Annotated in this window: 12 protein-coding genes; 7 read left to right on the forward strand and 5 right to left on the reverse strand. The window is 66.8% G+C overall.

Features of this window, described 5'->3' with window-relative positions; all coding sequences use genetic code 11:
* Positions 1-25: 25 nt before the first annotated feature.
* The 3 genes from JUB11_RS00845 to JUB11_RS00855 are packed head-to-tail and all read right to left on the reverse strand — an operon-like array spanning position 26 to position 3766.
* Positions 26-694, reverse strand: a complete 669-nt coding sequence (locus JUB11_RS00845; RefSeq protein ID WP_207455333.1) for a hypothetical protein — start codon at positions 692-694, stop codon at positions 26-28.
* A 25-nt stretch (positions 695-719) separates the two neighbouring features.
* Positions 720-2018 (reverse strand): DUF2336 domain-containing protein, encoded by a 1299-nt coding sequence (locus JUB11_RS00850; protein ID WP_207455334.1) that lies wholly within the window; start codon positions 2016-2018, stop codon positions 720-722.
* Positions 2015-3766 carry a diguanylate cyclase gene (locus tag JUB11_RS00855; protein WP_348771329.1) on the reverse strand — a complete coding sequence of 584 codons (1752 nt, stop codon included), beginning with the start codon at positions 3764-3766 and terminating at the stop codon, positions 2015-2017. The genes JUB11_RS00850 and JUB11_RS00855 overlap by 4 nt, the downstream gene beginning before the upstream one ends.
* A 201-nt stretch (positions 3767-3967) precedes the next feature.
* Here JUB11_RS00855 and JUB11_RS00860 point away from each other — a divergent pair, with 201 nt between their 5' ends.
* The gene (locus JUB11_RS00860; protein WP_247886755.1) at positions 3968-4660 is read left to right on the forward strand and encodes a pyrimidine 5'-nucleotidase; all 693 of its coding nucleotides are present in this window, start codon (positions 3968-3970) and stop codon (positions 4658-4660) included.
* 240 nt (positions 4661-4900) lie between these two features.
* Here JUB11_RS00860 and JUB11_RS00865 read toward each other — a convergent pair whose 3' ends face one another.
* The gene (locus tag JUB11_RS00865; RefSeq protein WP_207455341.1) at positions 4901-7381 is read right to left on the reverse strand and encodes a S8 family serine peptidase; all 2481 of its coding nucleotides are present in this window, start codon (positions 7379-7381) and stop codon (positions 4901-4903) included.
* A gap of 1021 nt (positions 7382-8402) precedes the next feature.
* Here JUB11_RS00865 and dapD point away from each other — a divergent pair.
* From dapD to JUB11_RS00885, 4 genes are all read left to right on the forward strand, one after another.
* A complete protein-coding gene (gene dapD, locus JUB11_RS00870) occupies positions 8403-9245 on the forward strand; it encodes a 2,3,4,5-tetrahydropyridine-2,6-dicarboxylate N-succinyltransferase (RefSeq protein WP_207455343.1) in 843 nt (280 codons plus the stop codon).
* Positions 9246-9249: 4 nt separating this feature from the next.
* The gene (dapE, locus tag JUB11_RS00875) at positions 9250-10401 is read left to right on the forward strand and encodes a succinyl-diaminopimelate desuccinylase (RefSeq protein WP_207455345.1); all 1152 of its coding nucleotides are present in this window, start codon (positions 9250-9252) and stop codon (positions 10399-10401) included.
* 30 nt (positions 10402-10431) lie between these two features.
* Positions 10432-10998 carry a hypothetical protein gene (locus JUB11_RS00880; RefSeq protein ID WP_207455347.1) on the forward strand — a complete coding sequence of 189 codons (567 nt, stop codon included), beginning with the start codon at positions 10432-10434 and terminating at the stop codon, positions 10996-10998.
* 145 nt (positions 10999-11143) lie between these two features.
* Entirely contained in the window at positions 11144-12046 is a 903-nt protein-coding gene (locus JUB11_RS00885; protein ID WP_247886756.1) for an EAL domain-containing protein, read from the forward strand.
* Here JUB11_RS00885 and JUB11_RS00890 read toward each other — a convergent pair.
* Positions 12009-12476, reverse strand: coding sequence for an NUDIX hydrolase (locus tag JUB11_RS00890; protein WP_207455350.1), 468 nt, complete (start codon positions 12474-12476; stop codon positions 12009-12011). The two genes, JUB11_RS00885 and JUB11_RS00890, sit on opposite strands and share 38 nt — an antisense overlap.
* A 178-nt stretch (positions 12477-12654) precedes the next feature.
* On the opposite strand from JUB11_RS00890, the gene JUB11_RS00895 reads away from it, so the two are divergent.
* Complete coding sequence (locus JUB11_RS00895) at positions 12655-13911, forward strand: MFS transporter (protein ID WP_207455352.1); 1257 nt, start codon at positions 12655-12657, stop codon at positions 13909-13911.
* A gap of 23 nt (positions 13912-13934) precedes the next feature.
* Positions 13935-14348 carry a hypothetical protein gene (locus JUB11_RS00900; RefSeq protein WP_207455354.1) on the forward strand — a complete coding sequence of 138 codons (414 nt, stop codon included), beginning with the start codon at positions 13935-13937 and terminating at the stop codon, positions 14346-14348.
* Positions 14349-14393: the final 45 nt, after the last annotated feature.

Genomic DNA, 14393 nt, shown 5'->3' on the forward strand with positions numbered 1-14393 from the left:
TCCTCATCCTCTCACTTTCCGGCCATCACTTTCCCGTTGGCGCCATCGCCGGCTTGCCCGGCAGCCGTTCCAGAAGGCCGGTGATGAAGGCCTCCTCGGTCTTTCCGGACATGGCGGCGAAGCCCTGGAGCATCTGGCCGCCGTAGCTGAAGACGTTGGTCAGGTCGATGCGCCAGACGCCGCCCTCGCGCACGAAGTCGGCCGGGACCATGGCCGGCCGGTTGTCCACCAGCAGGATGGCCGAGGCGCGGTCGCCACGCACCCGCACGGGTCCCAGCGCGCTGCGCGCGATAGCGTTCGGGCCGAGCCAGCCGTTCTTCATCGCATGGTCGGCGAGGTCGCCGAGCGTCATGCGCCGCAGCTCGGCCGGGGACACGTAGCGGCGCAGACCCATGACCGCGAACTTCTCGCCGGGGTCGAGGCCGTCGATCCGCGTGGCGGGGTTGCGGGCGGCGGCCTGGACCTTCTCCAGCTTTGCGACCGAGGCCTCGGACAGCAGCGGCACCACGGCGCTGCCGCGCTTGGCCGCCAGCGCCTTGCGCGCCGTCTCGAAGGTGGCGGTCACCTGCCGCTCCTCCGGGCTCGGCGCCTCGGGGGCCGCGAGCGCGGGCGAGGCCGTCAGCGGCGCCAGGGCCGGGACGGCGGCAAGCGCCAGGGAAAGGCTGAGAAACAGCGAACGGGAGAGGGAGCGCATGGACCATTCCGCGTGAGGGGCGGCGTCAGTCCTTCCCCTCGATCCCGAAGAATTCGAGCTGCCAGCGCATCTCGTCGTCGGACATCGGGTAGGCGACGCCATCACGAGCATTAAGCGCCGTTTTCGGCGGAATTTGGGCGACGCGCAATTGCACCTGCCGGGCGAAGCGCATGGACAGCCCCGCCCGCCACACCAGCGCGGTCACGGCGCGCGCCGCGTGGGTGCCGATGATGCGGTCGACGATGGGCAGGGGAACGGTCGACAGCTCGGCCAGCGCCGCCAGCACGAAGGCGCGGTCGCCCTCGTCGAGCGCCCCCTCCACCAGCTTCTCCGTCAGCTTGCCTTCCTTGTTCAGGCGGCGGGCGCGGTCGGCGGGGCGCTCCGCGGGCTCCTCCCGCCCGGCCGGCTCGTCCTCGCCGATGTCCAGGACCGGGCGCCCCCGCCCGTCGGTGCCGCGCTTGCCGACCCGCTCGCGGACGGCGTCGGCGAGCGCGCGAGCCGCCGACGGGTCGAGGTCCGGCCGCTCCTGGAGGACCTTCAGCAGGTTGTCGGCGACGAAGCTCGCCAGCCGCGCCATCGCGCGCGCCGGCAGCCGCGGGCGGCGCACCAACGGGGCGTGCCAGGGCTCGTGACGGGGCGCCTGGTCGAGGATGCGGTCAAGCGTCTCCTCGCGGATCTGGGCGGACGGGTTGCCGAGCAGCGCCGTCACCGCCGCCTCATCGTCGGCGCGCGCGATGGCGTCGGCGAGGGCCGGCGACACCGTCCGCCGGCGCGCGATGGCCGACATGGTGCCCGCGACCGGCCCCATCATGATGATATCGAGCAGATCCTCCTCGGTGAGGATCGGCGAATGCTCCAGCACCGGGGCGCAGACCGACAGCTCCACGTCGCGGGCGAGCCCGTTGATCAGGGCGTGCGGCGCGCCGGGCAGGTCCTTCAGCGCCTCGGCCAGGATGCAGCGGATCTCCGTGGCCTGGTCGCGGGCCAGCGTGTCCAGGCATTCCAGCGTCATGCGCTCGATCTGCGAGGCCTGGTCGGCCGTCAGGTCGGGCAGAAGCTTGGCGATCTTCCGCGCGACGGCGCCGCGCACCGACAGCTCCCGGTCCTTGACGAGCAGCAGGTCGGCCTGGCGCGGCGTGCCGGTGTTGGTGGCGATGGCCCGGCGCACCTCGGCGGCGGCGTCGGCGGCGAGGTAGTAGAGCAGCTCCGGCCGGGTCTCGGGATGCTCGGCGACGCGGCGGCGGACCGCCGGGTCGGCGCTCTGCACCATCCGCTTGGCGGCCTCGTAATCGGTGGGGTCGAGCGCCTCGGAACGCTGCGTCATGGCGCCGGCTCCGCCTCGGCCGCCCCGAAGGCCGCCACAACGGCCGCTTGGTCCGCGCCGCCGCGTCCGGCCGCTCTCTCCCCGATGGGAGCCGCCATGGCGTAGCTGCCCTTGCCGCGCCCCTTGGCGGCGTACATGGCGACGTCGGCGCGGTCCGTCAGTTCCTGCGCCGTCTCGCCGCGGCCGGGATGGTGCACGGCAATGCCGATGGAGAGGCCGAGCGGCTTGTCCGGGCTGGCGGACAGGTGGTGCAGGCGCCGGATGCCGGACAGCAGCCGCTCGGCGACCGTCGCCGCGCGCTGCTCGTCCGTGCGGCCGAGCCACAGCACGAATTCGTCGCCACCGAGCCGCCCCGGCAGGTCGCCCGGCCGGGTTCCGGTGGTCAGGAGGTTGCCGATGGCCTTCAGCACCGTGTCGCCCTGCTGGTGGCCGTGCAGGTCGTTGACCGCCTTGAAGTTGTCGAGGTCCACGTAGAGCAGCGCCGAGGCGCCGGTCTCAGGCCGGGCGAGCGCCTCCTCCAGCCGCTCGAAGAAGGTGCGGCGGTTGAACAGGCCGGTCAGCCCGTCGCGCTCCGACAGGCGCCGCAGCCGTTCCTGGTAGGCGAGATGCGCCTGAGCGATGCCGATATGGGCGGCCACGCCGGAGATCAGGTCGCGATCCTCCTCGTTCCAGGGATCGGCGTCGTCGCCGCGCCAGACCAGCACGGCGCCGTTCACCGCCTGGCGGTATTCGGTCCGCGCGCCGAGCAGCCGCGTGCGGTCGAGCATGGTGGACAGCGGCTCCCCGGCCGCGGCGATGGCGTCCAGCGTCGGCTCCAGCCCGCCGTCCGTCAGCGCGGGCGGGGTGTCCACCCCGAATTCGGCGGCCGTCCGCAGGGCGCCGTCCGGCCCGCCAGCGAGATAGATCCGGCAGCCGTCGGCGCCGAGCGCCCGCATCGTCTCCGCCGCGGCGACCCGCAGCGCCTCCGCCGCGTCCACCCGGTCGCGCAGGGTGTGGACGATGTGGGCGAGCAGCTTTTCCCGGTTGCGCACGCGGGACAGTTCGGCCGCGCGCAGCGCCGGCTCGGTCACGTCGCGGCACACGCCGCGCGCCCCGGCCCAGGCGCCGTCCGGGCCGAACAGCGGCAGGGCCGAGGCCACGACGCAGGCCGGCTGCCCGTCGCGGCGCTTCAGCCACAGCTCCGCCTGGTCGATCGGGCGGCGCGTGTCGAAGGGCAGCGGCAGGTCGCCCCATTCGTCGATGGCGAGGTCGCGCGGGTCACGCCCGATCAGCGCCTCCGGTCCGAAGCCCAGCGCGCCCTTGGGCGTCACGAAGACGAACCGGCCGTCCGGCCCGGTTTCCCAGGCGAAGTCGCTGGAGACCTCGACCAAGTCCTTGTAGCGCTGGCGCGACTCGGTGAGCGTCTGGCGAAGCTGGCGCTCCAGCGTGGCGTCGCGGCCCAGCAGCAGGGCGCCGCCCCCGGCCAGCGGCACCGCCGCCCATTCGACCACCATCGGGCCGCGCGCCGCCTCGACTGGGACCGAACGCAGCCCGGGGACCACGCTGGACGACAGGATCCAGCCCCGCAGTTCCCCGATGAGGCCCGCGTCGCCCTGGATCAGCTCCTCCGCGGCGGCGTTGGCGCCGGCCAGCGTGCCGTCGGCGGCCAGACGCAGCGCCGGCCCCGGATAGGCGGCGGTTATGTCCGGCAGCTCCGCCGTTGCGGACGCGTCGGCGGAAGACCCGGGAGAGGAGGAGGATGGGACCACGGCAAAACCAGTCGCTGCGTATCCGGACGGATACAACTAAAATACTATAGTTTTGCGTCGATCTTTTCAATCCGCCAGAGAAGCCCAACGCGCACCGGCCGCCGCCGACGCGGGCGGTGTGGCGAAAAGGCCATCCGCGCCGGTGCGCGACGGCGGCGAATGCGGCTTGCCGGGCCGGGGCCGCTGCACCATTGTCAGGTCATGACCCTACCGCATCCCTCGCCCGGCGACATCGACGTCTGGATCTTCGATCTCGACAACACGCTCTACCCCGCCTCCTGCAACCTGTTCGCCCAGGTGGACCGGCGCATCGGGGAGTTCATCGCCGGCCATTTCGGCATCCCCTACGAGGAAGCGCGCGCCATGCAGAAGCGCTTCTTCCGGGAGCACGGCACGACCCTGCGCGGCCTGATGGTCGAGCATGACGTCGATCCGGTGCCGTTCCTCGACTATGTGCACGACATCGACGTGACGCCGGTCGCCCCCTCCCCCGTCCTTGCCGCGGCGCTGGACCGGCTGCCGGGCCGCAAGATCATCTACACCAACGGCTCCGTGCAGCACGCCGCCAACGTCACCGCCCGGCTCGGCATCGCCGGGCGATTCGACGCGGTGTTCGGCATCGTCGAGGCCGGCTACATCCCCAAGCCCGACCCGCGCCCCTACGACATGCTGGTGGCCCAGGAGGCAATCGACCCCAGCCGCGCCGTCATGGTGGAGGACATCGCCCGCAACCTCGCCCCGGCCCACGCGCTGGGCATGAAGACCGTCTGGGTGAAGACGGAGGCGGACTGGGCGCGCCCGGACCGGGGTGGTGTGGGCACCGGCAGCCACATCGACTACGAGGTGGACGACCTCGTCGCCTGGCTGGACGGGCTGACAAGGGGCATGACTTGACAGAAAGCAGCCCGGAGCGGCGTTGCGCGGTTACGACTCCAAAATCGTAAGCGGCTTTGTTCTAATGTTGACGTGCTGTGAGGACCAATCCTATCCCGCGCCCGCTCAACGGCAGGCGCTCTGACATGCAGCTGAATCGCTGGTACAGGCCCCCTTTCAGGCAACACAAGGGGGCTTTTGCGTTGGCCCCCATCTTCGTCGTTTAAGGGGAGCATTTTGCTCCCCTTATTCTCCTGCCAATCAGTTCAGCGCGAGCATTTTGATCAAATTCGGCAAACCTGCGCCTTGCATGTACGGATCGCGCCGAAGATCGGTGCAGCCATCCAATAAAATGCGTTTCACCCGGTCCGGGTAGCCAATGAATTCTCGTCGGCGGCTCAAGAATGCCGCAATGATGCCGGAGACATGCGGCGTCGCCATGCTGGTCCCACTCATTTCGATGTAGAGCGCGTCACGGTCGGGAGGGTTTTGAGGATCTAGGCCGCCAGGAAGAAACCAATCATGTCGCGCGGAAATAATCCGTTCACCGGGCGCAACGACGTCAGGCTTACGGCGACCATCGGCAGTCGGACCGCGCGAGGAAAAGTAGGAAATTCCATAGGTATGGGGATTGGATTTGTGAACCGATCCGATGGCGATCGCCTCTTCCAGATTGGCCGGATCTCCTATGGAAATGTCCATGTTCGCCTGAATAATGCCATTCTGCCCACGCAGAAAAGCGAAACCCTCATTTCCGGCGGCCACACATACCAAAACTCCCTGCCCCCAAAGGCGGCGTAATTCTTGACAGAGCGGTGTGTGTCCCGTTCCGAAAACAGAAGGGTCGAAATTCCCTCCCAGGCTTAGGTTCACTCCATGGACGGCCATTCCCCCGGAGCGTTCATTCAAAGAAGAAATGGTATCAAGCGCTTTGATGATCCATGCGTCCTGGCCGTTACCATCATCATCCAGAACTTTGAACCCCAGCAACCGGCATTGCGGAGCCATTCCGGCGTAGGTGAGACGGCCCTCGCGCGGATCATTGACGTCTAGACTTCCGGCAATAATGCCAGCCACGTGGGTTCCATGACCATTACCGTCGAGAGCATCGAAACGGGAGTCACCTGGGTTTAAGCGCACGGGATCACCTGGAGTTGTGCAATCATACTGTGCAATTATGTTCTCAGCGGCTTGGAAGTGCGGGTGATCCGCCCGGATTCCGGTATCAAGCACAGCCCATGTTATTCCACGCCCGTCAGCACCGTATCCCATATTCGCGGGCCGGGCTTGAACGGTGTGGGTCGACTCAGCGATCAAAGCCCGTTTCTGAGAGTTGCGCCAGATGCCCCCTATCTTTAGGTCCCGAAAAGAGGAGCGTAAGCTTTCCACCTCGAGGCGCGTGAGCTTCGCCGAAACGTAACGGCGCATTCGGTCGACTTCTGCTTCATCTTTATCAACGCTCTGATGCTTGAGCATATCATAGATATTTTCTACAATTCTGTCCCCGGCGACTTCGAGGTCGACTGCCTCAGGCTCTCTGGACGGGACCGTGCCCGCCAATTGAATGAGCACGGGATGGCGGTCCTGCCGCTGGCTATTTTCAAGCCGCTCGACCAAATCACTCGCGATCACGAAAGGAGCGACCATTTGCCCGAAGGCACTGCCGGTGGCATGACGGACGGCGGCGCGGACTTCATTAATCCGTAAATATCCGGTGCCGGAATGAGGATGTTCCGGGCTATCCGGATTGGGAAGTATCAGATCCTCTACGGTACCGCCGTCAAATTCGCCATCAAGTTTTGGGTCGATGGCTACGATGTCAGATCTGTCAGCGACATTAACCCACCGCCGTACGCACGCCGGGAATTCGAGTTTGCCGTCATTCCAATCCCGCAGACGGTCCTGAACCTCAGCGATGCCAAGCGGCGATCCAATGGTTACGAAAAGTTCGACTGGAAACTGGCGAGGATCGAGCCGGCGCAAGACCTCGTATGCGATCAGCGAGCCCTGGCTATGGGCCACGACCACGAACGGACCTCCGCCAGTCGCCAATCGATCAACCAAGCTTTGCGCCATGGCCGCTTTGCGGTCATCGACATACAGGAAATCATGCACATCGCGCAGGAAGGCTCGGGTAAGTTTGGGAGCAATGAACCGGCGCAACCATTCAAAGGGAAGAACTCTCGTCCTAATCTGCCCTTGCACCGGCACGTTACCGCCGTTGAGCATTTGGTCCGCGATTGACTCCAACGTTCTTTTGTGGGCCGCCTCATCTTCGGCAAGCGCCTCAATCTCTCTCGCAATCGCCGTTTCTTCATCGCCCCTTTCACCGCGCGCTAAGGCCATGATTGCATGTGTGGAGATTTCGTCGTCATCTACGCGCGTGTGATCCGGCGTGCCGCAGGTCGCGTCTTCGGGTGTCGGGTAGTAACTGCGGTTCACCCAGTAGGCGAGGCGTGTCCTGTCACCCATGGGATGTCCGAACAGCGCAGTGTCCCATTGGCACTTCAGAACGGATTCCGGCGGCTTGTTTCCAATTCCGTGAATGTAGACAATTGTTTTCGCTGCGCGGGTTCCGATCGCCGTCGGCGCATCATTACCGACACTCCATGGCACAATGGAAAATTCCGGCCGAGAGGCGGAGCCGACGTCGTCTCGGTCATTGCCGGTTTTGTCCGTCGGTGAAACAGGTTTTACGGCAACGCGCGGGCTTTTTGAACTGCTCTTCTTGCGTCCGGCCATCGGGATCGTCCCTCCACTTTTTGTTGAACGGCTTTTTCAGATTCGCAAAAATCTTTCCAAGTTTCCGCCTGATGCCGAGGCATTTCGGTCGACGGAGGTGTCCAGAAGATAAGTTGCACTAGCCCTATGACTCCAACTGTATGGATAAAGCGATCGGGTGCCGAATCATATTGTTACACTTTTAGTTTCCTTATTGTATTAATATATCAATAACACTCGCATCGGCAGAGATATATATTAAAATAGCGCAACGTCGGTACTACTCAAAGGGCGTCTTTTAACAATCTTCATACTTATTTAATCTATATAATTCTAACGATTTATCTCAATGCAGCATTTACGGAGACGACTTTCTTTTCTATTATAAAGATAATCAGGACCACTCGCGTCATCTAAACGAAGTCAGCATTTACTGACATCGCACAATTTATGGAATTTTCTCTAATTCTTTACGCCCCATCAGGCACCCTGTTATTTCCAATACCACCAGCTTTCCTGATATATGGAAACGCTTGGGCGGCAGAAGGTCAACTGAATTTTACAAACAAAAAGCTGCACTATATTAAGCCGCATCTTACCATACAAGTATATGCGTTCGACGCAACAGAACACCACCTCCCTTTACCTCACCTCATACAGCCTTTGCCCGCTCGGCCCCGCTAATATTCAGAAGACACTCCCAAATACGGCGGCCGCTTCGCACCACACTCGCGCCAAAGCGCCAATTCAAAAAATGGCTTCCAATCATCCTTACTTCTAAAAAAGAGAGAATTATGAGGGAAGACAGGCACGAGCTTTCTTGACCTTTCCTGCTATCCTGCGCGCCTTTTCCCCACGCAGTTGGATTACATACATGTTGACAAGAGCATCTACGAACAACGGGACATCCTCCGATGGTTAAGAAACATTATCATGCACTTGCGTCCCCATGCCCGAACGAGCGGCGTTGACAAGCCACGGCGGGCCGTCCCATCTTCCGGCCTCGCATTTCGTCCGTGTTGCCAGCCGAACGGGTATAGCCATGAGCCACGCCAGCCTCGAATCCGCCATCAACGCCGCGTGGGAGACCCGCGATACGCTCAACGCCCAGACCACCGGCGCCGCGCGCGACGCGGTGGAGCAGGCGCTGGCCGGCCTCGACGCCGGCGAGTTCCGCGTCGCCGAGAAGGGTCCCGAGGGCTGGGTCGTGAACCAGTGGCTGAAGAAGGCCGTCCTGCTGTCCTTCCGCCTCTACCCGAACGAGACGATCCCCGGCGGCCCCGGCAGCAGCAGCTGGTACGACAAAGTGGCGCCGAAGTTCGAGGGCTGGGACGACGCCCGCTTCCAGGCCGCCGGCTTCCGCGCCGTGCCGGGCGCCGTCGTGCGCCGCACCGCCTTCATCGCGCCGAGCGTCGTGCTGATGCCGAGCTTCGTGAATGTCGGCGCCTATGTGGACCGCAACACGATGGTGGACACCTGGGTCACCGTCGGCTCCTGCGCGCAGATCGGCAAGAACGTCCACCTGTCGGGCGGCGTCGGCATCGGCGGCGTGCTGGAGCCGCTCCAGGCCAACCCGGTCATCATCGAGGACGACTGCTTCATCGGCGCCCGTTCGGAGATCGTCGAGGGCGTGATCGTCGAGCAGGGCTCGGTCGTGTCGATGGGCTGCTACATCGGCGCCTCGACCAAGATCATCGACCGCCACACCGGCGAGGTCTTCATCGGCCGCATCCCCGCCTATTCGGTCGTGGTGCCGGGCAGCCTGCCGGGCAAGCCGCTGCCGGACGGCACGCCGGGGCCGAGCCTCTACTGCTGCGTGATCATCAAGCGCGTGGACGAGAAGACCCGCTCCAAGACCTCCATCAACGAACTGCTGCGCGACTGAGGCCATGGCGATCGACCCCGTCGCGCTCGCCCAGGACCTCATCCGCTGCCCGAGCGTGACGCCGGCCGACGCCGGCGCGCTCGGGCGGCTGGAGGCCGTCCTCACGGGGATGGGCTTCGCCTGCCACCGCCTGCGCTTCGAGGAGCCGGGCACGGAGCCGGTGGAGAACCTCTACGCGCGGCTGGGCGACTCAGGCCCGAACCTCTGCTTCGCCGGCCACACCGACGTGGTCCCGCCCGGCGATCCGCGGAGCTGGTCGGTGGAGCCCTTCGGCGGGATCGTCGCGGGCGGCCGGCTCTACGGCCGGGGCACGGTGGACATGAAGGGCGCCGTCGCGGCCTTCGCCGCCGCCGTGTCCCGCCAGCTGGAGGAGCATGGCCGGCCCGCCGGCTCCATCAGCTTCCTCATCACCGGGGACGAGGAAGGGGTCGCGATCAACGGCACCCGCAAGGTGCTGGCCTGGCTGAAGGAGCGCGGCGAGACGCTCGACGCCTGCGTCGTGGGGGAGCCGACCAACCCGAAGGCGCTCGGCGACATGATCAAGATCGGCCGCCGCGGCAGCCTGACCGGTCATCTGACCGTGCACGGCGCGCAGGGCCACGTCGCCTACCCGCATCTGGCCGACAACCCCCTGCCCCGGCTGGTGCGCATGCTGGCCGCCATCACCGAAGAGCCGCTGGACGGGGGCACGGAGCATTTCCAGCCCTCCACCCTGGCGCTGACGACCATCGACGTCGGCAACGGGGCCACCAACGTGATCCCGGCGCAGGGCAAGGCCACCTTCAACATCCGCTTCAACGACGCCCACACGGCGGCGGGGCTGGAGGCGTGGCTGCGCGCGAAGTTCGACGCGGTTGGCGGCTCCTACGACCTGCGCATGCACCTGTCCGGCGACAGCTTCGTGACCCCGCCCGGCCCGCTGACCGAACTGGTGGCCGACGCGGTCGAGGAGGTCACCGGCCGGCGGCCCGAATATTCCACCACCGGCGGCACCTCGGACGCGCGCTTCATCAAGGATTTCTGCCCGGTGGTGGAGCTGGGCCTCGTCGGCCAGACCATGCACAAGGTGGACGAGCATGTGGCGCTGGACGACCTGCGCCGGCTGACCGACATTTACGCGGCGATCCTGCGCGATGCCTTCGGCAGGATCGCCTGATGCCCGCCCTTTCCTTCCGGTGACCCCTTCATGCTGACCGCCCGGGACGTGGTTCGTTCGGTGTTCGGCGCCTACCGTCTGGCGCTCTTCGACCCGGGGGGGCTGGACAGCATGGACCGGACGCCGGAGGGGGCTCTGCGCTCCTTCTACGCGGCGGTCATCGTGCTGCCGGCCTACGCGCTGATGCTGGCGATCCGCCTGTGGCCGGCCGTGGGGAACACGCCATTCCTCAACATCGTGGTGGTCGAAGGCATCGCCTATGTGGTGAGCTGGACGGCCTTCCCGGTGCTGATGCACCTGCTGACCGGGCTGATCGACCGGTCACCGCGCTATCCCGGCTTCATCTGCGCCTACAACTGGTCGTCGGTCGTGCAGATGGCGGTATACCTGCCCGTCGTGGTGCTGTCGGCCACGGGCCTGCTGCCGGAGGGGCTGGCGGAGGGGCTGGTGTTCGGCGTCATGATGGCGATGCTGACCTACCAATGGTTCGTGATGCGCACCGCGCTGGAGGTCAGCGGCCTCCAGGCGGCCGGCTTCGTGATGGTGGACCTGTTCCTGTCGGCGACGATCAGCGGCTACGCCGACGGGCTTCTCTGACGGTACCCTTGCGGCCCCGGATGAAACTCCGCGCATTCGCGCCGAATTTCGCGTAATCCCGAAAAAACACCTTTTATCCCGGAATGCCGGTTACCGAATCGCCGCCCCGCTTGTTTATCCCCGGTGCATTGCGAAAGGGTTCGGCATGGCGGCGGGCAGCACGGCAAGGGATGGCGGGAACCCGTTCGCGGCGATGGACGCCGAGACGCTTACCCGGTCCTTCGCCGACCGGGTGCGGGAAGCCATCACCCGCGACGAGCTGAGGCTGGCCTACCAGCCCCAGGCGGACACGGAAACCGGCCGGCTGGCCGGGTTCGAGGCGCTGGCGCGCTGGCGCCTGTCGGACGGCACCGTCATCCCGCCGGACGTCTTCATACCCATGGCCGAGTCGAACGCGGCGATCCACGTGCTCGGCGAATGGGCACTGCGCCGCGCCTGCGAGACGGCGGCCGGCTGGATGCGCGACGGCACCGCCGACGTGCCCGTCGCCGTCAACCTCTCGCCCCGCCAGCTCGACGTTCCCGGCTTCGCCCGCACGGTGCTGGGGGTGCTGGCCGAGACCGGCCTGCCCGCCGACCGGCTGAAGCTGGAACTGACGGAGACCGCCGCCTACGACCACAGCGCCGAGGCGCGCGAGACGCTGACCCAGCTCCGCGGGGCCGGCGTGCGGCTGGTGCTGGACGATTTCGGGACGGGCTATTCCTCGCTGGCGCTGCTGCGCCGGGTGCCCTTGGAGGCGCTGAAGATCGACAAGATCTTCGTCAAGGACATGGTGGAGAACCGCGACGCCGCCGCCATCGTGCAGGCGGTCATCGGGCTGGCCCACGCGCTGGGGCTCCAGGTGATCGCCGAAGGGGTGGAGACGCCCGAGCAGCGGAGCTTCCTGCGCGCCTACCGTTGCGACCGCATCCAGGGCTACCTGCTGTCTCCGGCGCTGCCGCCCGAAGAGGTCCCCGGCTTCCTCTCTCGGACCTTCAGCGCACTTGGCAACGCGCCGGGCGGCGCGTCCATCAGCGCGCCTGGCGGCGTTCCGCCGACAGGCGGATGACGCGCTGCGTCTGGTCCCATTCCGTCAGCTCGCCCACCTCCTCGACCGTCGCCCAGACCGCCTCCAGCGCGTCGTCGGCGCAGACCGCCTCCCCCTCCGGGCATTCGGCCGCCACCTCGACGATGGTGTAGTGGTAGTGGACCCGGCCCGTCTCGTCGGGCGTGATGGAGTCGACGACGGTGACCACCTCGGTCGGAACGACCTGGAGGCCGGTCTCCTCCAGCGCCTCGCGCACCGCCGTCTCGAACACCGTCTCCCCCACGGACTGCGCGCCGCCCGGCAGGCTCCAGTGCCCCATCCGCGGCGGACGGCCGCGGCGGATCAGCAGGACGCGGTCGCCGCGCCAGATGATGACGCCCACCCCGACCCAGGGGCGGTCGGGATACTCGCGCGCGGCGCGGTCCGTGACGATGGGCGTGGTCTCGGTCATGGCGTTCCCTCGAATGGCCGTTCGCCCGGACGCTAACCCAAGGGTCGCGCCGCGCGCCAGCGCGGCATGCTCCGCGAGCATGGGTCCCATTCCCTTTCCTATTCTTCGGCATTTCCGCTTCTTTCCGATCCTCCGCCGGACGTATCGTTTCGCGATATCCTCGGGGGAAGGAACGAGCATGAGCAGCACACTCCAGACCGGCGGGAACAAGCCGGCGGCGGCCTGGCGGACGACCGGCTTCGTGATCGCCTGCGGCTGCCTGATCGCGCTGCTCGGTTTCGGGCCGCGCTCCAGCATGGGCTTCTTCATCGGGCCGCTGTCGGCGGAGAACGGCTGGGGCCGCGACGTCTTCGCGCTGGCCGTGGCCATCCAGAACATCCTGTGGGGTGCGGGCGGCCCGATCGCGGGCGCGCTGGCCGACCGTTACGGCCCGGCCCGCGTGCTGGCCGGCGGCGGGCTGCTCTACGCGCTCGGCCTCGTCCTGATGCCGTTGTCCGCCACGCCGGGCATGCTGTATCTGACCGGCGGCGTGCTGATCGGGCTCGGCCTGTCGGCGGCATCCTTCGGCATCGTCATCGCCGGCTTCAGCCGCATCGTCCCGCCGGAGAAGCGCTCCTGGTCGATGGGCATCGCGACCGCCGCCGGGTCGATGGGCCAGTTCCTCTTCGCGCCGCTGAGCCAGGGCTTCATCGCCGCCTATGGCTGGCAGACGGCGCTGATGCTGCTGGGCGCCACGCTGCTTCTGATCCCGCTGCTGGCGGCCTCATTCGCCGGGACGGGCGGGCTCAAGGGCGGCGGGGTGGTCACTGGCGCCGACATCGGTTTCGCCGCCGCGGTCCGCCAAGCCTTCCGGCACCGCAGCTACGTGCTTCTGGTCACGGGCTTCTTCGTCTGCGGCTTCCAGCTCGCCTTCGTCACCGTGCACCTGCCGCCCTACCTGACGGCGGCCGGCATCTCGCCGGGCCTCGCCGCATGGGCGCTGGCGCTGATCGGGCTGTTCAACGTCGTGGGCTCCTACACGGCGGGCGTGCTGGGCAACCGGGTCAGCAAGCGCTACCTGCTCTGCGCCAACTATTTCTTCCGGGGCGTCGCCACCATCCTGTTCATCACGCTGCCGATCACGCCGGTGACGGTGCTGCTCTATTCGGCGGCCATGGGGCTGCTGTGGCTGTCCACCGTGCCGCCGACCTCCGGCCTCGTGGCGCTGATGTTCGGCACGCGCTATCTCGGCATGCTCTACGGCTTCGCCTTCTTCAGCCACCAAGTCGGCGGCTTCCTCGGCGTCTATCTCGGCGGCTACCTGTACGAGCGCACGGGCAATTACGACATCGTCTGGTGGGCCAGCGTCGTGCTCGCCCTGGCCTCGGCCGCCGTGCACTGGCCAATCGAGGAGAAGCCGGCCCCGGCGCTCGCCGCCGGCGAGGCGAAGGCCTGAGCCGCCCGCACGGGAGTTCCGTCATGACCGACGCCCCAGCCCACCCATCCGCCCCCGCACCCAGCCCCGGGCACGGCTTCGCCCTGGCGCTGGGCGGGGCGGTGCTCGCCCTGTGGCTGGGGCTGATGGGCTGGACGCTGAACGAGGCCGCGCTGGAGCGGGAGGCCGGGGGCACGGTACTCGCCGTCTTCCCGCCGGGCACCCCCGACGGGGAGGTCTTCGCCGCCGTGCTGCGCGCCGGCGGCCAGCCGGTCCGCAAGAGCTGGATCTCCTTCGCCTGGGTCGCCAAGGGGGACGAGCCCGGCTTCGTCGGCCGCCTCCAGGAACAGGGCGCGCTGGCCGCCTACGGCGAGATGCCGCTCGGCCCCGCGCTGGGCGGCTGCGCGGTGGTGTCGCTGGACGACGACCGCCCCGCGCGCTTCCGCCCGAACATCTGAACGCTTCCGCCACGCCATGAAAAAGGGCTCCTTCCCCGCCGGGAA

Source organism: Azospirillum sp. SYSU D00513 (assembly GCF_017356015.1).
In the GTDB taxonomy this organism is placed as follows: domain Bacteria; phylum Pseudomonadota; class Alphaproteobacteria; order Azospirillales; family Azospirillaceae; genus Azospirillum.